Origin of the sequence: Shewanella waksmanii, assembly GCF_043643685.1 — a bacterium.
In the GTDB taxonomy this organism is placed as follows: domain Bacteria; phylum Pseudomonadota; class Gammaproteobacteria; order Enterobacterales; family Shewanellaceae; genus Shewanella; species Shewanella waksmanii_A.
In genome coordinates, this window is sequence record NZ_JBHZSN010000004.1 from 228,206 (window position 1) to 246,113 (window position 17,908).

A 17,908-nucleotide genomic window follows, 5' to 3' on the forward strand; every position below is an offset into this window, starting at 1 on the left:
TTACATATCAGCATTGACTGAACTTTCATGGTTTAATACAGTCTTAAAAAGCGCCCCTAGGTAGGGGCGCTTTTTTTCTAAGGGAGTTTTACACTTGAATGCGTTAACCCAATTTGCCCAATCTCGTTTGGCCTGGTCAATTCTATTAATCACCGCGTTAGGCCTAGAAGCATGTGCGCTCTTTTTCCAGTATGTCATGCTGCTTGACCCTTGTGTGATGTGCATCTACCAGCGTGTAGCCTTAGTCGGCATATTACTTGCTGCCATTATCGGCGTCATTGGACACAGTAATCGCTTTGTACGTTTTATTGCGGTATTGCTCTGGGGCGCGAGTGCCAGCTGGGGCTTGAAGATCGCGATTGAGTTAGTCGACATGCAAACCAATCCATCACCCTTCTCTACCTGCTCATTTTTGCCGGAGTTTCCAAGCTGGATGCCACTGCATGAATGGTTGCCGTCGGTCTTTATGCCGACTGGTATGTGCTCAGATATTCCTTGGGAAATGTTTGGTGTCACCATGGGACAGTGGATGATTCTAGCATTTAGTGTGTACTTGTTAGCACTACTGGTATTTATTATCCCAGCCTTAGCAAAGACCGTTAGCCGCAACTAGATACAAACGTTAACCGCAACCAGATACAACAACGCCAGCGCTGATAGGCTCTGGCGTTAATATATCTAAACCGTTTACACACTCAAGATTTAGTCACAATCTCGTAATGGCCACAGAACGATGTGATCTTCTATATCTCTCACCTTAGTTTCATTGACCACCTTGCCTTTTACCGACATCCCCTTAGCGTGCATCTGTTGCTTATCGCCAACAATCAGTGGATGCCACGAGGGTAAGTCACGGCCCATGTAAAGTCGGCGGTAGGCACAACTTTCGGGTAACCAGGTTAATTCAGCAATATTGTCAATAGTGACCTTAGTGCAGGTAGGAACAAAATCAAAACGTTGAATATAGTGGACACAGCCACAGGAATCGCTATCGAGCAATTTACATGCGGCGTTGGTATAGTAAAGCTCTTCGGTTTCATCATCGATTAACTTGTTCAAGCAACACTTGCCACAACCGTCGCAAAGTTGCTCCCACTCAACCGTCGTGAGCTGCTCTAATGATTTTTGCTTCCAAAACGCCATACTAACACTGAATCTACTGCTATTATTTCTGGGGCAATATTTTACACCAGTTTTATCGCGCAAGGATCATTTAATTGCGGGGTATTTGATACGTTCAGACAAATAGGCCACGGCTAGCGCAAAGTAATCATCGTTATGCCAGTTAAGCAGTGCTCGGTAATTGTCATAGATGAGGTAATGACGGCCTGTGACGCCCTCGGGCATAATTAAACTGATTTGCATATCTGCGCGTTTAGGTAAATCACTGCCATCAAATCGACGGACTCCCATTCCTTGCCACTGCTCAAAACTACGGCGGCTATCAATCCCAGTTTGGGTCACATCGATATCTGCTGGCGCTTTAACCTGTCGCCCCCAAGTCTCAGCCTCTTTCCAACCATGTTGCTGTAAAAAGTACGCAATAGAAGCAAATACATCTGCCTGTGTGTGCCAGATATCCACTTGACCATCTTTGTCCCCATCCTTGCCATACTGCAAATACTGCGAAGTAGTGAAACCGGGACCACCGAGCTTGCCTTCAGCGTTGCTCAATAATTGACTATATTGTAATCCGAACTGCTTGATGACTTTAAAGCCATCAAATACCAGCTGCTCGCTGTCGGCACTGGTTTGTTCATAGGCTTTCGTTGCCAAGACACTCAACGCAGGCAGTCCACCTTGACGCTCACTAAAATGACTGTTGATGCCCCACAGCGCGACGATAAACCTTGGCTGTACCTGGTAACGCTGACCGATTTCTTCTAATAATGCACCATGAATTTTAACCAATGCTCTTGCCTGCTGAACCAGAGACTCAGGCACTGTGGCAGGTAAATAGGTTTCAAGATTTAACTCACTTGAGGTGTTAAGCGCTGCAGCCGTTTTGTCTGTGTTTACTTTGGCACGGTGAAATGGCTTTATTTTGCTAAAATGTGCATCAAGAGATTGGGAAGAGACGCCGCTATTGGTGGCTTTGTCTTTCAAGGTGGATAAGTAATTGCCAAAATCGTCAGCAATACTAGGGGTAGCGACGATGGCGAACCCGAGTGAAACGGCAATACAAAAACCAGTTAATCTGTTATGCATAGCCGCTCCCTTTTATCATAACTAGTCGGTGACAATTCCGTTAGCAATTTTATACTCTTCAAGCAGATTCACTTTAGGTGGTGGTAATTGAAGATAATACCCCTTCTCTTTAAGTTCAACTTTTACTTTATCTATGTCAGCAAATGCTAAATGGCTTCGCTTTTCAAGTGGTAACATCATCACCAATTGTGGTGCGCCGAACATTTCTAAAAGCGGCTCAGGCACACGCTCAAACTGATCACGTTTTTCTACAAACAAATAAGTGTCTAGCTTACGAAGACTCTTGTATACAGCACAGATCATATCTAACTCAATTTCCAAACTATTCAACTTGCCAGCTTATTGCCCACACTATAACATGGCAACTCAGGATTATTATAATGGTAACGACGAAAGCCTCGTTTTTACGCAGTTTATTATAACAAGAGCAAATACAGGAATGCAGACACCTAGCCTAGAGTTAAAAGGCTCATCATTTACACTTTCTGTGCTTCATATTAAGCACCAAGATTTAGAAAAGGTTGCCCAAGAACTTGATAGCAAACTTGCTATCGCTCCCCAGTTTTTTCTGGGTGCGCCATTGGTTGTTAACCTTAGCGCAATAACCAATGGTGACTACAGCCTAGCCGGTCTAAAAGATCTGTTAGTATCACGCCAGTTGGTCATCGTCGGTATTACCGCAGCCCCATCGGCTATTGCAGCTCAAGCAAAAGACCTCGGTTTAGCCATCATTAAATCAGGTAAGCAGTCAGACAACCAACCTCAGCTTCCCAAAACCACCAAAATAGTGAAACAAAATGTGCGCTCTGGGCAGCAAATCTATGCCAAGAATGGCGATTTGATTGTCATTGGTGCCGTAGGGAATGGTGCAGAAGTGATTGCCGATGGCAGCATCCACATATATGGTAGCCTTAGGGGTAAAGCCATGGCTGGTGCGTCGGGTGATAAAAATGCGGTAATTATTGCTAAATCATTGGATGCTGAACTGGTTTCAATTGCTGGACAGTATTGGTTAACCGAAAATTTAACTGAGCACAGTACAACTCAAAGTGGCTGCATTAGGCTTGATGGCGATTCATTAAGCGTTGAACCGTTAGCACTTTAAAATAAGTATTAAAAAGGATACAGAACATCATGGCACAAATTATTGTTGTCACATCAGGAAAAGGCGGCGTAGGTAAAACCACATCCAGTGCAGCGATTGCAACGGGTTTAGCGCTTAAAGGTCATAAGACGGTTGTGGTTGATTTTGATATCGGTCTACGAAACTTAGATCTTATCATGGGTTGTGAGCGCCGCGTTGTTTATGATTTCGTTAACGTCATTAATGGCGAAGCCAATTTGAACCAAGCGTTAATTAAAGATAAACGTTGTGACAAGTTATTCGTTTTACCTGCCTCACAGACAAGAGATAAAGACGCGTTAACCAAAGAAGGTGTGGGCCGCGTGCTTGAAGATCTGGCAAAGGATTTTGAATATATCATTTGTGACTCACCTGCTGGCATCGAGACGGGCGCGATGATGTCTTTGTATTTTGCAGATATTGCCATCGTGACGACCAACCCGGAAGTGAGTTCAGTACGCGACTCTGATCGTATTCTTGGTATGCTACAAAGTAAATCAAAGCGTGCGGAAGAAGGCTTAGAGCCGGTTAAAGAATACCTGCTGCTGACACGTTACTCCCCTGCTCGCGTCACCACAGGCGAAATGCTCAGTGTCGCTGATGTTGAAGAGATCCTCGCGATTCCTTTAATTGGCGTGATTCCAGAATCACAAGCAGTACTTAAAGCGTCTAACTCTGGTGTACCTGTTATCATTGACCAAGAAAGTGATGCAGGCCAAGCCTATAGCGACGCAGTAGCACGACTAACGGGTGAGGAACTGCCTTTGCGCTTCGTCACTGAGGAGAAAAAAGGATTCCTAAAACGGATATTTGGTAGCTAATTATGTCTTTACTCGATTATTTTAAAACTAAGAAAAAACCTAGCACCGCTGCGACGGCCAAAGAACGGTTGCAAATTATTGTTGCTCACCAACGCGGTGAACGTGATGCACCGGACTATTTTCCTGCCATGAAGCAGGAAATTCTTGAGGTTATCCGCAAATACGTGCAAGTAGAAAATGACCAAGTATCGGTACAGTTAGATCAAAAAGATGACCATTTATCGGTACTAGAGCTGAATGTGACTTTGCCGGAAAAGCCATAATCAGCCCCATCAAAAAAAGCCAATGCATTGCATTGGCTTTTTTATTGTTACTAAACGTCAATGGCAGTCAAACTGTCTGCGACAATCTCTGCACGCCAGCCCTGCATCAATAACGGCTGCTTTGTTTGCGATTTCCCCTGCCAGCGCCACTGTAAATATTCATGAATATGACGTTTTGATCCCAATAGTTCAATGGCTACATCATGCTGCTCGGCTAAAGCAACAAGGCAATTTTTTAATGCTTTAAACGCAGATTTATAACCAGGTTTAAGCGCAATAACATCAATTGGCTGAGGTGGGTTGTCCAAATCTGCTTGCGCCATGACACTGATAATCGCTTTGGCATTGATGCGCTTCTCTTGCTCAGTGAGCTCAACCATTTTATAAATATCAGCCACGCTTTTCGGCTGCTTCTTCGCTAGACCAATCATGGCATGATCTTTAAGCACAAAGCCTAAAGCCAGATCTTTTTCTAGCGCGCGAGTTAAGCGCCAGCTGGCAAGCACTTTTAAATGAGCTAACTGCCTGGGGCTTAATTGAAATGCATTTTTCACTTTAAGGTAAGCGCTTTCAGGATCGGGCGCAGTTAACCGCCCTTCTGTCATACGCTGGCTTTCTTCTGCTAACCACTCAGTACGGCCTAACTCAGCCAATTTCTGCTGCAACTGCGGCAACAAATTATACAGATAGTAGACATCATTAGCTGCGTAATTTAACTGAGCTTGTGTTAAAGGGCGCTTTAACCAGTCAGTACGTGACTCACCTTTATCTAAATTGACTTCTAGGCATTGCTCGACCAACTTAGCGTAGCCTACACCGTGCCCCATCCCACACAAAGACGCCGCTATTTGGCTGTCGAACAAGTTAGCGGGTTGACATTGCCCGTAGCGTGCAATCACCTCTAGATCTTCACTGCAAGAATGCAATACCACCAAACGATTGGTGTCAGTCAATAGCGCCCAAAACTCACTTAAATCTGTTACCGCGACTGGGTCAATCAACGCCAAAGTAGTGCCATCATAAACCTGAATCAGTCCTAGACGGGCGTAATAGGTGCGAGTACGAACAAACTCAGTATCTAACACCAATAAATCTGCACTTTGGTATTGCTGTACCAACTTAGCCAAACTGGCATCGTCTTCAATATAGTCAAACGTTAACAAACTCTTCTCCCTTGAACATAATACCAATCGGCATAAAGCCATAAAAAAAGCCAGCATATCAGCCGGCTTTCCTCGATTTAGGTATAAATCAATCAACCTGGGTCAATTACGCCGATTTCGCCTCATCGCGCAATTCACGACGTAGGATTTTACCTACGTTGGTTTTTGGCAACTCGTCCCTAAATTCTACCAGTTTCGGAACTTTATATCCCGTCAAATGATGTCGGCAATGACTAATCACTTGTTCTTCGGTTAAAGATCTATCAGCGGCTACTACAAAAACCTTAACCAGTTCGCCTGAAACCTCATGAGGCACCCCCACCGCAGCCACTTCGACCACTTTAGGATGCAACGCCACCACTTCTTCAATTTCGTTAGGGAACACGTTAAACCCGCTGACCAAGATCATGTCTTTTTTACGGTCAACAATAAAAAAGAAGCCTTGTTCATCCATATAACCGATATCCCCAGTAGCAAGATATCCGTCTTTATCAATTACTTTACCTGTTTCTTCAGGTCGTTGCCAATAGCCTTTCATGACTTGCGGGCCTTTGGCATAAAGCTCACCTGTCTCACCTTGCGCTAACACTTTGCCGTCTTCATCACGTACCTGCATATCGGTATTAGCAACAGGGAAACCGATGGAGCCATTGTAACCATCTAGATTATAAGGACAGCAGGTAACTAGCGGTGAAGCCTCGGTTAAGCCGTAGCCTTCTAGTAATCGAGTTTGGGTGATCGATTGCCATTTATCGGCAACGCCGCGCTGCACAGCCATGCCGCCACCGATGGATAACTTGAGCTGACTAAAATCAAGTGAAGCAAACTCATCCGAATTAATTAGCGCATTGAACAAGGTGTTGACGCCGGTTAATGCCGTAAAAGGATGTTTGCGCAACTCCGCAATAAAAGCAGGAATATCACGAGGATTGGTGATCAATAGGTTGTTCGCGCCTTTGTGCAAAAACAGCAAGCAATTCACGGTAAGCGCAAAAATGTGGTACAGGGGCAAGGCAGTAACCACAAACTCTTTGCCGTTACTCAACAACGGTGAATAAGCCGCGTCGGCTTGTAAAAGGTTGCTGACAATATTGCCATGGGTAAGCATTGCACCTTTCGATACCCCAGTTGTACCCCCTGTATATTGTAAAAATGACAGATCATCATTGGTCAATACAGGTTTGACGTACTGCATTCTGCGCCCTTTAGATAACGCACGTCGCATCGAAATTGCTTGGGGAAGATGATATTTAGGCACCATCTTCTTGATATATTTCACTACAAAGTTAACTAAAGTACGTTTAGGCGCACTCAATAAGTCACCAAGACCAGTCAAAATAACACTTTCTACCGGTGTTTGATCGACAACTTCTTCTAACGTATGGGCGAAGTTTGACACTACCACAATGGCTTTAGCGCCAGAATCATTTAGCTGATGTTTTAACTCTCGTGGAGTGTATAAAGGGTTAACATTAACAACCACCATGCCGGCACGCAAAACACCAAATAATGCAATGGGATACTGCAATAAGTTGGGCATCATAATCGCTACACGATCGCCCTTTTCCAACTTAAGTTCATTTTGCAAGTAAGCGGCAAATGCACGACTACGCTCTTCTAGTTTACGATAGGTCAGCGTCGCACCCATATTGACAAATGCTGGTTGGTCAGCGTATTTGCTCACTGAACTTTCAAATAAATCGACGAGCGAGCTATATTGCTCAGCATCAATTTCGGCTGGCACATCTTCTGGTAAATTGTTAATCCAAAGTTGTTCCACGAGTATCTCCTGAATCCCCACAAACAGTGGTTATAAGCTTTATTCTGCTTAAAAGCCTGAAATAATAGGCTAAAATCACTGAATTAATTATTCTTAGTAACGCTTTAAAAAAATCATACAAGCGTTTTAATTTTGATCATCATCACACAAATAGAGTAAAAATCCTAGTCCCAATTTTCAACTATCGTTAAAAGCCTATTCTGGCATTAAGTAGTCAAGAACATGTTGAGCTACATCAACAGCATTCCCCATATGAAGATGGTGATCGCCAGGTAACTCCACTAAGGTCAAAGATTCAAACCAATGCTGTATATCTTGCTGCAGTCTTGTCATAGGCCGATAGCCTTTGTCGCCGACTATCAGTAACGTTGGACAGGTATGACGATTTATCAAGCCTTCAACCTGCTGCGATGATAATCGTGTTGCTGAGTCCAACTTTAAGCGCGGATCACTGCGCCAATAAGCGCTTTCTCCGTCAAAACGCAAATTACGTGACAAAATTAGCTGACTCCATGGCGCAGCTAATCCAGTTAATGTCACGCGCGCTTTTACCGCTGCATCTATACAAACAGGTTTTGCTAACTTGGTCGTTGGTTGCCGATGCTGCTCAATACTTTTAATCAAACGACCACGCGCTTTATCAGCAGGTTCACTAAGGGGGACAAGTGCTTCAATCAGCACCAGTTTTGCAACACGATCAGGGAAATTTGCCGCATAAGTAGATGCAATCAACCCACCTAAAGAGTGACCAATAATTGCAAATAGCGGACGTTCGGCGGTTATATGCGTTATCAACCCATCAAGATCAAACAAATAATCGATCCAATGCAAAGCATAACCACCAGAGCGATGCTGTGACCCACCATGTCCAGGCCAATCAATAGCCAGAACTTGATAGTCACCAGTTAGATGCTCCACCAATGGCTCAAAGCTATTGGCATTGTCTAACCAACCGTGTAACGCTAACAGCAGAGGTTTATCATCTGCTCCCCAAACCCTACCTGTGAGTTCAATATGCGGCAGTGTTATGACTACCTCATTATTTGCGGGGCAAGATTGCCACATATAACCTCTACTGTCAGTGAAAATTACGTTAGTTTTTAATAAATTTAAGCGTCATGCGATCACTCTCACCTATCGCTTGATATTTCGCCTTATCTTGATCACCTAATGCTAAACGCGGAGGTAGCGTCCACACCCCTTTAGGGTGATCTTTTGTATCTTTCGGGTTGGCATTAACTTCAGAGCTGGCAGCTAAAATAAAGCCGACTTTCTTCGCCAAATCAATGGTTGCTTGTTGTTCCATGTAGCCTGATTTTGCATCCATACCAGGCTTGCCGCGGTGTTCAACAACACCAAAAACACCACCGGGTTTTAGCACTTTATAAGCCGATTCAAACACAGTTTCTAACTGATCATTCATCGCCCAGTTATGTAAATTTCTGAATGTCAGTACCATATCAGCACTATTGTCTTCACCAAGAGAAGATAAACGAGGCGGCTCGAATGCGAAACTGCTCGCTTTACCTAGATCAGATTGATGGGTACTAATCCACTCATCTAGCGCTTTACCCAAGCGGATTCGATAACCTGGCGACTTAACGTCTGCAGGTGGGTTAGCATCAAAATTTGCCCCAATGTAATGGCCTTCTTTGGCTAAATAAGGTGCTAAAATCTCTGCATACCAGCGCCCGCCTGGCCAAAGCTCGATAACAGTATGGTTAGGTTGAATACCAAAAAACGCTAAGGTTTCTTTAGGATGACGAGCATCATCACGTTGAACATTTTTCTCGGTACGAAGCTCGTTGCTGACTGCGCTGTCTAAATCACCAGCATTTGCTAGCGGGCTCAGTAACATGCCAGCGAGGATTGCCGACACTAGGGTACGTTTTGTCATTATTGTATTCCTGAGTAATTAAATCAGGATTAACCTAACAGCAGTTGTATTAAACATTCAACAAAACAAACACTAGCTTACAATTTTGGCGATGTTGTTTTTCGCGCATGATTTACCACTCTTTGCCATGACAAATACAGCATCCACAATGAAAAGGCGAGCCAGACCATGACCCAAATCCACGCAGGAATCCAAGTCATCTGCGCTAATGCCACCGCATCACCGCGGCCGCTTAAACCAAGCAACACCATAGGACTTGCCAAGGCATTGAGCATAATCATTAACGCTATGACTCTCAAACCACTGGCTAATACGGTGATATGGGTCAATTTTAGCGGCAAGAGTAATAAAATGGTCAGCGAACACAGTATTGCAAAAGTCAATAAATCCCGTGCCCACAATAAAGTCGTGGCCATCACCAACGCCGCGAGACAAGCAAAACTGACTTTAATGCCCCGCTGCCAAGTGGCTAAGTTAAAAATGAGAAATCCCCACAATGCCGCACCAAAATAGCCACAAAAAGCGATAATAATGGGCCAACCGCCTTGGCTATAACATAGGCCGGCGCCATTAGGAAACAGTTGAATATGACTCACCGAACCTGCGGTAAGCACGGTCGCAAAGCCGTGAGAAACTTCATGGAAATAGCTTTCTAGCCACTTAAATGGCACGCTAATAATTGGGATACGGATAACAATGATGGCGACAAGCAGCTCGATGACAAAACGGCTTTTACTTGGCATCGCAAAATGTGCATTTGAACTGGAAATTTTGGGGTTGCCTAATGGTGCATTAGGCATAGGTATCAATACCTACCATTTGTGATATCGACTCTCGTTGCTCAGCATGTTGATTGGCGAGATAAATACCGATAGCACCTTGGTGAGATGAAGCATTTTGATCATATTCAATATGCGCTTGCTGTTTTGCTTCTAGCTCAGCGGGGACAAGATCTGACTGTGATTGTTGCTGCGGCTCGTGCTCAAAGGTATTGGTTTGCTTGAGCGGAGCACGATTATCAATGCCTTCAACCACATCATTGCCGGTTACCACTTGAGACAGGCTATCGACCATAGGTGTGGTATTCGCATTTTGAATGCGAGTCACCGTGGGTCCTTGATGGCTAGGTTGTAAAGGCGTGATCATTTATTGGTGTCTCAATAATCTATTATCAATAAGCTACAAAAAAGCGGTCTAATGTTTTTGAGTCTACTGTTTTCGAATCTAATGTTTTCGAATCTAATGTTTTCTAATCTAATAAGCCCAGCTTAAATTGAATCAAGCAGGCTTATCAAAATACTTTGTCACATTACCGTCAGATTACCCTATTTTACTCACGACCGGGTAATTTTTTCCATGTTACGGTATCGCGCAAATAAACCGGTGCCAAATCATCAACATCGGTTGCAAGCCCTTTTGCTATATCTGTTAACGCCAAAGGCAGCATATATTTCGCTTCCGGCAACTTGGCCGAATCAGTGATAACACCTCGGGCAAACGCGTTTTGGAGTTGAGGATATGCTTCAAACCCAGTACCGCAAAGATAAACCTCATCTTCAGGTGCGAGTTGATAACTCACAGCCTCCGGCGCGCACACCGCCTCTTTACCCTCTAATACTGCGAAGCCTTGTTGATTAACAAACTGTGCCCAATACACTTCACCCATGCGAGCATCAATGGCTGTGAGCACGTGCTTGGCACCATGCTCAGTAATGGCGGCTTGTGCCATGGCCTGCAGCGTTGACACGCCAACGACCTTAATATCTTGACCCAATGCCAACCCTTGGGTCATCGAGGTACAAATGCGAATGCCAGTAAAACTGCCGGGGCCACGACCATATGCAATAAAATCGATATCAGCTAATGACAAACAAGCTTGTGACAATACGCTGTCAACCATAGGTAATAAACGTTGACTATGTTCTCTTGGCGCGTCAGCTTGCTCCGCAATCACTTGTCCTTGATGAAATAAGGCAACCGAGCACGACTCAGTGCAGGTATCAAGTGCCAAAATTCGAGCGTCTGTATCTGCCATTAGCTTTTCAAGCATGTAAGTTCTCTATCTTTTATTACCGGTTAATTTAAAGCTCTACAATGCAAGAGCTTCATGTAAAACTGTAGCGATTATAACGTAAATTCACCTTAACCCTATGCACCGCCGTTTAAAAACTTACCAACAGTGCAACAACTGGTCATTTTTTAAACGCAGCAAAGCTGGGCACGGTCATCATAAGATTGGTGATATGCCAACAAAGTTGGCTACGTCGTTAATGTTAGCTCTCATATTAAATCACTACCTATCTAAAGCACCGCCTATCTAAAGCAATGCCTTACTTTAACAACCAGCAAGACGCCCAAATAATCAGCACAAATGGCCAACAAGGCTAAGTGACCCTTAGAGCAAACATCCCAATAACGAGACATAGATCACAAATCATCGGGTCACTATCACGTTAAACTTGCGCCGAATCAAAGCGGTATCAATCAATTTGTAATAGGCAAGCAATCGAGCCGGGAGTCCTTATGGCAGCACATTCGTCTACATCTTCAATACCAAGAATCGTTATTATTGGAGGGGGGGCCGGCGGTCTTGGTTTAGCGACGCAACTCGGACATAAATTGGGACGACGCCAGCGCGCTGAAATTATTCTTGTCGATAAAAATCGTACCCATATATGGAAGCCATTATTACATGAAGTTGCAACCGGCTCGTTAGATGCAGATCTCGATGGCGTTGTCTATTCTGCCCACGCCGTCAAGCATGGATATCACTTTCAGTTAGGTACATTTGAGCAGCTTGATTCTGCGGCCAAACAAGTAACATTAGCGGCTATCACTGATGCCAAGGGCAAAGTGCTACTGCCACAACGCCAACTCAGTTACGATAAGCTCGTCATCGCGATTGGCAGCGTAAGCAATGACTTTGGTACTCCAGGCGTCAAAGATCACTGCTTCTTTCTCGACTCCCATGAGCAAGCTAATCGCTTTCACGACCATCTACTAGACAGCTTTACCCGAGTGCATCAAGCCCATGAGCAACCCATTCAACAAGATGATGGTCAGCAACAACAGTTAAATATTGCCATTGTCGGGGCCGGGGCAACTGGAGTTGAGCTTTCCGCAGAACTGTACCATGTCACCGAAATGCTTAAAGTCTATGGCTTAAGTAAAATGACCGCAGACAAATTGAGCATTGATTTAATTGAAGCTGGCCCGCGAATCTTACCGGCACTGCCCGAGCGCATCAGTGCATCTGCGCGCAGAGAGCTTAGCAAACTCGGTGTTAATGTACGCGAAAATACCCGTATTGCTGAAGCGACTAGCCAAGGATTTGTGACCGATAAAGGCGAACTGATCGCTGCCAATTTAATGTTATGGGCAGCGGGCGTTAAAGCCCCAGATTTTATCGCTAACCTCGGTGGGTTCGAACTTAACCGCAATAATCAAATCGTGGTAAAACCCAGCCTACAAAGTAGTGTTGACGACAATATTTTTGTGATTGGTGACTGCTGTGCCTGTACCCAAGCTGACGGTAAATTAGTGCCTCCTCGTGCTCAATCTGCGCATCAGATGGCTGAATGTGTTGAGCAGAATTTAATAAAACTGCTCGATGGGCAACCACTGCAAGATTATCAATATGTGGACTATGGTTCGCTAGTTAACCTGTCCCGCTTTAGCACGGTCGGCAGTTTGATGGGGAATTTAACCAAAAGTAGTATGTTTGTGGAGGGTAAAATTGCCCGTTTCATGTACATATCACTATACCGTATGCATCAAAAATCAATTCATGGTGGTTTGAAAACCTTTGGGTTGTGGCTCACTGAGAAAATGATGCGCGTAGTGCGGCCGCGAATGAAGCTGCACTAGGGCATGTTGACCTTTCAAAATGATTTTTGCAGCAGTTTGTGGGTTCGGCTGCAAGCGTTTTACTGTTTGTTGAGCAGTATTTTGCTTAGCATGCTAGACGGCAAACTGCTCGTCGCGATTAAAACGCTTATATCTCGAACAAAAATTGACCGTGAAAGAGCAACACGCCCTAATCAATCTGTTTGAGAAATTGCAGCGCCTTATCTAGAGCTCTGGTTCTAGACATGGGCGGTAAAGAGTTGAGAAATGCCTGCCCATAGGGGCGATTAACGATGCGGTTATCGCATAATATTAATACGCCGCGATCTTTTTCATCGCGAATTAATCGCCCTACTCCCTGATTTAACGCAATCACTGCTTGCGGTAATGATAGCGCCGCAAACGGATCTTGACCGCTACGTGTTATGCCTTCGGCACGGGCTTTGTAAAGATGATCATCGGGCGACATAAACGGCAGCTTATCAATAATCACGCAGCTTAGCAGCCGACCTCGCACATCAACCCCTTCCCAAAACGCACCAGTACCGAGTAAAACGGCATTGCCGAGTTGTCGGTATTTTTTTAACAATACTTGTTTACTCGCTTGGCCTTGAATTAATAAAGGGTAGCTAACTCTGCCACTCAGCCTTTGTGCAACTTGATTCATCATGTAGTGGCTAGTAAACAAGATAAACGTCCGACCTTTGGCAGCATTAATGGCTTTAACAGCCACATCTGCCAATTGATTTGCAGCCGAGGTTTGCTGACTCACTCTGCCCAAATGTCGCGGCACGCAAAACAGCGCTTGTTTTGGGTAGTTAAACGGACTATCAAGCAGCAAGCTTTCACTTTGTTTTAAGCCAAGTGCTGACTGAAATAAACTTAGATCGCGATCAATCTGTAAAGTTGCCGAAGTAAATAACCAACTAATATTGTCTGCAAACAATTCCCGGCACTGTTTGGCGACATCAATAGGAGAAATGCGCAACGTCGCATAACGTTCGCCAAAATCAATGCTGTAGGCAGCGTGCTGATCGTCACATTGGAAAAATACCTTCAGCTTATCAATCAAGCTTTGCCACTTTTCGATTAAATCATCTAAAGCCGGTAATCTGCCGATATACCCCAACAGTACATTGGCAAGCGATGTGAACTCTTCAAGTAATTGCCATGCACCTTGCATCAAGGTTTTATCAGCAAGTAGCCGACGCCAATCGCTTTGATCTGTGGAGTAAAGTTTATCTTGCCAGTCAAGCAATTGTGATAAACAGCGACTACTTAACACGCCAATTTGGGGCGAGTCTGCTAACTGTTGGCGGTACAGCTTCTCCATAGCCGCAAGCGCTTTTGCCAAAGTACCAAGATTTAATTGCTGGCCAAAATAAGTCACCGCAATATCGGGCAATAAGTGCGCCTCATCAAATACCACTGCGTCACTATCTGGAAGTAACTCAGCAAAGCCGGTTTCTTTTAAAATTCGATCGGCAAAAAATAGATGGTGATTAACCACTATTATCTTGGCATCCATCGCACGGATCCGCGCCTTACGGGTAAAACACTCATCATAAAAATCACAGCGCTTACCTAAACAAGTTTCTTTAGTGCTCACCACATAAGGCAAAGCCGGCGATTGCTCTGAAACCGATGTAAGTCCACCGATATCACCATCTAAGCTTTGCCCTGCCCAATGGTTAATCCGCAATAGATCATCAAGTACTTGGCTATCCATCGAGGTCGCACCTTGCACCTGCTGTGCCATGTGATGCTGACAAAGATAGTTATTTCGCCCTTTAAGCAGTGCAATTTTAGGTTCAATGTCTAACATTGATAGCAGCGCTGGCAGGTCTTTGTAAAACAACTGCTCCTGCAAGTTTTTACTGCCCGTGCTCACTATCACCTGCTTGCCACTTAACAGCGCCGGGATCAAATAAGCATAGGTTTTACCCACACCGGTACCAGCCTCAACGACTAAGGCGCCCTTTTTATCTAAGTGTTCACTGACACGTGTTGCCATTTGAAGCTGTTGCGGCCTTGGGCTATAACCCTTAACCTGGCGAGCAAGCGTGCCATCTTCGGCAAATACACGATGAACTTCTTTGGTTAAACGACTGGTCACTATGGTTGGACGATGGTGGCTAATGACAGCATTATGCCTGTCATAGCCATATCCACAAGTGTTGATCTAGGGATAGCAAGCAAAATAACATCATTTGACTTGGAATGTAGATTGTTTCATTTAATGAACAAAGTGACATTTTGATGAAGTTTATTCATTCAAGAAATTTAACACTTGCAATCATTGGCTAAGTTGATTAATTTAAATGTCAATCGCGCTCAAGATGGCGCCCAACTCAATTTATAGAGATACAGAATATGCTAAAGCTTACGAATACTATCCATCATCATCACCATATGCGGTAGCCTTCGGAAGCTTACTGCCGGAGGACTATTTCCTTCCGGTGGTTGATTCAAGAATATCATAAAACCCTTGGAAGGAATTCCAGGGGTTTTTTAGTTTCCGGCTTAAAGAATTGTTTTTAAAGAAAAATTTTAAGTTTATTGAATCAATCATTAAGGAAATAGCTATGTCAGAGTCAAACAGATTACGTATCGCCATTCAGAAATCTGGTCGCCTTTCAAAGGAATCGCAGAAACTACTCAAAAGCTGCGGAGTGAAATTTAATGTTAACGAGCAACGCCTTATCGCTCACGCTGACAATATGCCTATCGACCTATTAAGAGTCAGAGATGATGATATTCCGGGTCTAGTTATGGATGGTGTTGTTGACCTTGGTATCATCGGTGAGAATGTTCTTGAAGAGGAACAAATTGAACGCCAAACATTAGGTAAGCCAGCCGAATGTGTAAAACTGCGCGACCTTGATTTCGGTGCATGCCGGTTATCATTAGCTGTACCCAATGAATTTAGTTATCAAGATGCCAGCTCCTTGGAAGGGTTGCGTATCGCCACATCCTATCCAAACTTACTGCGTCGTTATATGCAGGAAAAAGGCATTACATATCGCGATTGCATGTTAAAAGGCTCCGTCGAAGTTGCGCCTCGTGCGGGCCTTGCCGATGGCATTTGTGATCTGGTCTCGACCGGTGCAACGTTAGAAGCCAATGGCTTATATGAAACAGAAGTCATCTACCGCTCAACGGCTTGTATTATTCAGTCAGTACAGCAACAAACAGATGATAAACAAGCCCTCATCAATAAAATCCTGTCTCGTATCAATGGTGTTGTACGCGCCAAAGAGAGTAAGTACATTTTGCTCCACGCACCCACTGAGACCTTAGATCAAATCGTCGCCTTGCTACCAGGTGCTGAAAACCCTACCGTATTGCCGCTCAATGATGACACTAATCGCGTTGCCATCCACGCCGTCAGTACTGAAGATCTATTTTGGGACACCATGGAAGAGCTCACGAAGCTGGGTGCGAGCTCCATCTTGGTTATGCCAATAGAAAAGATGATGGGTTAACACTATGGCGCAATCAACAATCACTCAGCTTATTTGGTCTCAGTTAGACCCTAAGCAGCAAGCACAAGCATTAAGGCGCTCTCCTCTTGTTGGCGATGCGGGACTTGAACAAAGTGTTAAACAGATTATCAACACAGTAGCAGATCAAGGTGATGAGGCGCTAAAGCAATATTCAGCGCAATTTGATGGCATAACGCTTGATGACATAGCCCTTTCTAATGATGAAATAGATACTGCATGTGAACGGGTTAGCGCTGAAATCAAGCAAGCAATTAGCCAGGCAATGGACAATATAGAACGCTTCCACAGCGCGCAACAGTTCCGTGGGGTTGACGTGCAGACTCAGCCAGGTATTCGTTGTGAGCTACGTAGCGAAGCGATTGAAAAAGTAGGGTTATATATCCCAGGTGGCACAGCGCCGCTAATATCAACCGTGTTAATGTTAGCGCTGCCAGCAAAAATTGCTGGCTGTGAACAACGGGTATTAGTCAGCCCACCACCGATAAATGATGCCATTATTTATGCCGCTAAGGCCTGTGGGATCACTGAAATTTACCAAGTCGGCGGCGCGCAAGCAATTGCAGCACTGGCATTAGGGACCGAATCTGTCCCAAGCGTCGATAAAATATTTGGTCCAGGCAACCGCTATGTTACCGAAGCCAAACGATTAGTTTCTCAAGATAGCCGCTGCGTAGTCAGTATCGACATGCCTGCTGGCCCGTCTGAGGTATTAGTCATTGCAGATGAACAAGCCAACGCACAATTTGTGGCGGCAGATCTCCTGTCTCAAGCGGAACATGGCAGTGACTCACAAGTCATTTTGGTAACTAACAGCCAACGTTTAGCTGACGAAGTCGACGCAGAACTTAGCCGACAACTTAAAGCGCTACCGCGCCAAGATATCGCCACAGATGCACTTTCTGCGAGCCGCACCATCATCGTTGATTCTCTAAATCAAGCTGTTGCAGTATCCAACCTTTATGGACCGGAACACCTGATTGTACAAACAGAAAATCCACGAGCCCTACTCAGCCAAATTCGCGCTGCCGGTTCGGTATTTTTAGGCGCCTATACACCTGAATCTGTCGGTGATTATGCCAGTGGCACCAACCACGTCCTTCCCACTTATGGATATAGCCGAGCGGTATCGAGCTTGTCACTAGCAGACTTCTGTCGCCGCTTTACGGTACAAGAACTTAGTGAGCAAGGCCTCATCAGTCTTAGCCAAAGCGTGATGGTACTGGCACAAGCTGAGCAACTAGATGCACACAAAAATGCCATTGCGGTGCGAGTTAATGCCATAGCGGAGCAGGAGAAATAAG

Annotated in this window: 18 protein-coding genes and 1 other annotated feature; of the genes, 7 read left to right on the forward strand and 11 right to left on the reverse strand. The window is 44.7% G+C overall.

The annotated features are described in order from the left end of the window. Window positions 1-94: 94 nt before the first annotated feature. Complete coding sequence (dsbB, locus tag ACHUFW_RS07900) at window positions 95-613, forward strand: disulfide bond formation protein DsbB (protein WP_394202011.1); 519 nt, start codon at window positions 95-97, stop codon at window positions 611-613. 89 nt (window positions 614-702) lie between these two features. Here the strand turns inward: dsbB and ACHUFW_RS07905 are convergent, their stop codons facing one another. From ACHUFW_RS07905 to ACHUFW_RS07915, 3 genes are all read right to left on the reverse strand, one after another. Next, on the reverse strand, window positions 703-1,143 hold the full coding sequence (locus ACHUFW_RS07905; RefSeq protein WP_394202013.1) for a YcgN family cysteine cluster protein: 441 nt from the start codon (window positions 1,141-1,143) through the stop codon (window positions 703-705). A 66-nt stretch (window positions 1,144-1,209) separates the two neighbouring features. Continuing rightward, window positions 1,210-2,208 carry a lytic murein transglycosylase gene (locus ACHUFW_RS07910; RefSeq protein ID WP_394202015.1) on the reverse strand — a complete coding sequence of 333 codons (999 nt, stop codon included), beginning with the start codon at window positions 2,206-2,208 and terminating at the stop codon, window positions 1,210-1,212. Between the two features lie 21 nt (window positions 2,209-2,229). Beyond that, the gene (locus ACHUFW_RS07915) at window positions 2,230-2,511 is read right to left on the reverse strand and encodes a YcgL domain-containing protein (RefSeq protein WP_394202266.1); all 282 of its coding nucleotides are present in this window, start codon (window positions 2,509-2,511) and stop codon (window positions 2,230-2,232) included. A gap of 136 nt (window positions 2,512-2,647) precedes the next feature. On the opposite strand from ACHUFW_RS07915, the gene minC reads away from it, so the two are divergent. The 3 genes from minC to minE are packed head-to-tail and all read left to right on the forward strand — an operon-like array spanning window position 2,648 to window position 4,415. Further along, window positions 2,648-3,313 (forward strand): septum site-determining protein MinC, encoded by a 666-nt coding sequence (gene minC / locus ACHUFW_RS07920; RefSeq protein ID WP_394202016.1) that lies wholly within the window; start codon window positions 2,648-2,650, stop codon window positions 3,311-3,313. A gap of 29 nt (window positions 3,314-3,342) precedes the next feature. Beyond that, entirely contained in the window at window positions 3,343-4,152 is an 810-nt protein-coding gene (minD, locus tag ACHUFW_RS07925) for a septum site-determining protein MinD (RefSeq protein ID WP_394202017.1), read from the forward strand. A 2-nt stretch (window positions 4,153-4,154) separates the two neighbouring features. Beyond that, entirely contained in the window at window positions 4,155-4,415 is a 261-nt protein-coding gene (gene minE / locus ACHUFW_RS07930; RefSeq protein WP_028774242.1) for a cell division topological specificity factor MinE, read from the forward strand. Between the two features lie 50 nt (window positions 4,416-4,465). Here minE and rnd read toward each other — a convergent pair whose 3' ends face one another. The 7 genes from rnd to tsaB form a co-directional block, all read right to left on the reverse strand. Then, window positions 4,466-5,578: a ribonuclease D gene (gene rnd / locus ACHUFW_RS07935; protein ID WP_394202019.1), complete on the reverse strand. Its 1,113-nt coding sequence runs from the start codon at window positions 5,576-5,578 to the stop codon at window positions 4,466-4,468. Window positions 5,579-5,684: 106 nt separating this feature from the next. Further along, complete coding sequence (gene fadD / locus ACHUFW_RS07940) at window positions 5,685-7,358, reverse strand: long-chain-fatty-acid--CoA ligase FadD (protein WP_394202021.1); 1,674 nt, start codon at window positions 7,356-7,358, stop codon at window positions 5,685-5,687. A gap of 195 nt (window positions 7,359-7,553) precedes the next feature. Beyond that, window positions 7,554-8,423 (reverse strand): alpha/beta fold hydrolase, encoded by an 870-nt coding sequence (locus ACHUFW_RS07945; RefSeq protein WP_394202023.1) that lies wholly within the window; start codon window positions 8,421-8,423, stop codon window positions 7,554-7,556. Between the two features lie 28 nt (window positions 8,424-8,451). Beyond that, complete coding sequence (locus tag ACHUFW_RS07950) at window positions 8,452-9,255, reverse strand: class I SAM-dependent methyltransferase (RefSeq protein ID WP_394202025.1); 804 nt, start codon at window positions 9,253-9,255, stop codon at window positions 8,452-8,454. Between the two features lie 77 nt (window positions 9,256-9,332). Beyond that, the gene (locus ACHUFW_RS07955; RefSeq protein WP_394202026.1) at window positions 9,333-10,055 is read right to left on the reverse strand and encodes a M50 family metallopeptidase; all 723 of its coding nucleotides are present in this window, start codon (window positions 10,053-10,055) and stop codon (window positions 9,333-9,335) included. Further along, the gene (locus tag ACHUFW_RS07960; RefSeq protein WP_394202027.1) at window positions 10,048-10,362 is read right to left on the reverse strand and encodes a hypothetical protein; all 315 of its coding nucleotides are present in this window, start codon (window positions 10,360-10,362) and stop codon (window positions 10,048-10,050) included. Before ACHUFW_RS07960 ends, ACHUFW_RS07955 begins: the two co-directional genes overlap by 8 nt. A gap of 223 nt (window positions 10,363-10,585) precedes the next feature. Then, complete coding sequence (gene tsaB / locus ACHUFW_RS07965; RefSeq protein WP_394202028.1) at window positions 10,586-11,305, reverse strand: tRNA (adenosine(37)-N6)-threonylcarbamoyltransferase complex dimerization subunit type 1 TsaB; 720 nt, start codon at window positions 11,303-11,305, stop codon at window positions 10,586-10,588. Between the two features lie 473 nt (window positions 11,306-11,778). On the opposite strand from tsaB, the gene ACHUFW_RS07970 reads away from it, so the two are divergent. After that, window positions 11,779-13,122 carry an NAD(P)/FAD-dependent oxidoreductase gene (locus ACHUFW_RS07970; protein ID WP_394202029.1) on the forward strand — a complete coding sequence of 448 codons (1,344 nt, stop codon included), beginning with the start codon at window positions 11,779-11,781 and terminating at the stop codon, window positions 13,120-13,122. Window positions 13,123-13,291: 169 nt separating this feature from the next. Here ACHUFW_RS07970 and ACHUFW_RS07975 read toward each other — a convergent pair whose 3' ends face one another. Next, the gene (locus ACHUFW_RS07975; protein ID WP_394202030.1) at window positions 13,292-15,217 is read right to left on the reverse strand and encodes an ATP-dependent DNA helicase; all 1,926 of its coding nucleotides are present in this window, start codon (window positions 15,215-15,217) and stop codon (window positions 13,292-13,294) included. Window positions 15,218-15,497: 280 nt separating this feature from the next. Beyond that, window positions 15,498-15,617 (forward strand) — a sequence feature (His leader region). Between the two features lie 69 nt (window positions 15,618-15,686). On the opposite strand from ACHUFW_RS07975, the gene hisG reads away from it, so the two are divergent. Together hisG and hisD are read left to right on the forward strand one after the other, a co-directional pair. Beyond that, a complete protein-coding gene (hisG, locus tag ACHUFW_RS07980; RefSeq protein ID WP_394202031.1) occupies window positions 15,687-16,586 on the forward strand; it encodes an ATP phosphoribosyltransferase in 900 nt (299 codons plus the stop codon). A gap of 19 nt (window positions 16,587-16,605) precedes the next feature. Beyond that, a complete protein-coding gene (gene hisD / locus ACHUFW_RS07985; RefSeq protein ID WP_394202267.1) occupies window positions 16,606-17,907 on the forward strand; it encodes a histidinol dehydrogenase in 1,302 nt (433 codons plus the stop codon). Window position 17,908: the final 1 nt, after the last annotated feature.

Excerpts from the sequence above, each read along its gene's own strand:
- ACHUFW_RS07970 (WP_394202029.1), top strand. The coding sequence starts at position 11,779 with ATGGCAGCACATTCGTCTACATCTTCAATACCAAGAATCGTTATTATT.
- ACHUFW_RS07945 (WP_394202023.1), bottom strand. The coding sequence starts at position 8,423 with ATGTGGCAATCTTGCCCCGCAAATAATGAGGTAGTCATAACACTGCCG.
- ACHUFW_RS07950 (WP_394202025.1), bottom strand. The coding sequence starts at position 9,255 with ATGACAAAACGTACCCTAGTGTCGGCAATCCTCGCTGGCATGTTACTG.
- minD (WP_394202017.1), top strand. The coding sequence starts at position 3,343 with ATGGCACAAATTATTGTTGTCACATCAGGAAAAGGCGGCGTAGGTAAA.
- minE (WP_028774242.1), top strand. The coding sequence starts at position 4,155 with ATGTCTTTACTCGATTATTTTAAAACTAAGAAAAAACCTAGCACCGCT.
- hisG (WP_394202031.1), top strand. The coding sequence starts at position 15,687 with ATGTCAGAGTCAAACAGATTACGTATCGCCATTCAGAAATCTGGTCGC.
- ACHUFW_RS07955 (WP_394202026.1), bottom strand. The coding sequence starts at position 10,055 with ATGCCTAATGCACCATTAGGCAACCCCAAAATTTCCAGTTCAAATGCA.
- ACHUFW_RS07905 (WP_394202013.1), bottom strand. The coding sequence starts at position 1,143 with ATGGCGTTTTGGAAGCAAAAATCATTAGAGCAGCTCACGACGGTTGAG.
- ACHUFW_RS07915 (WP_394202266.1), bottom strand. The coding sequence starts at position 2,511 with ATGATCTGTGCTGTATACAAGAGTCTTCGTAAGCTAGACACTTATTTG.
- minC (WP_394202016.1), top strand. The coding sequence starts at position 2,648 with ATGCAGACACCTAGCCTAGAGTTAAAAGGCTCATCATTTACACTTTCT.
- tsaB (WP_394202028.1), bottom strand. The coding sequence starts at position 11,305 with ATGCTTGAAAAGCTAATGGCAGATACAGACGCTCGAATTTTGGCACTT.
- ACHUFW_RS07910 (WP_394202015.1), bottom strand. The coding sequence starts at position 2,208 with ATGCATAACAGATTAACTGGTTTTTGTATTGCCGTTTCACTCGGGTTC.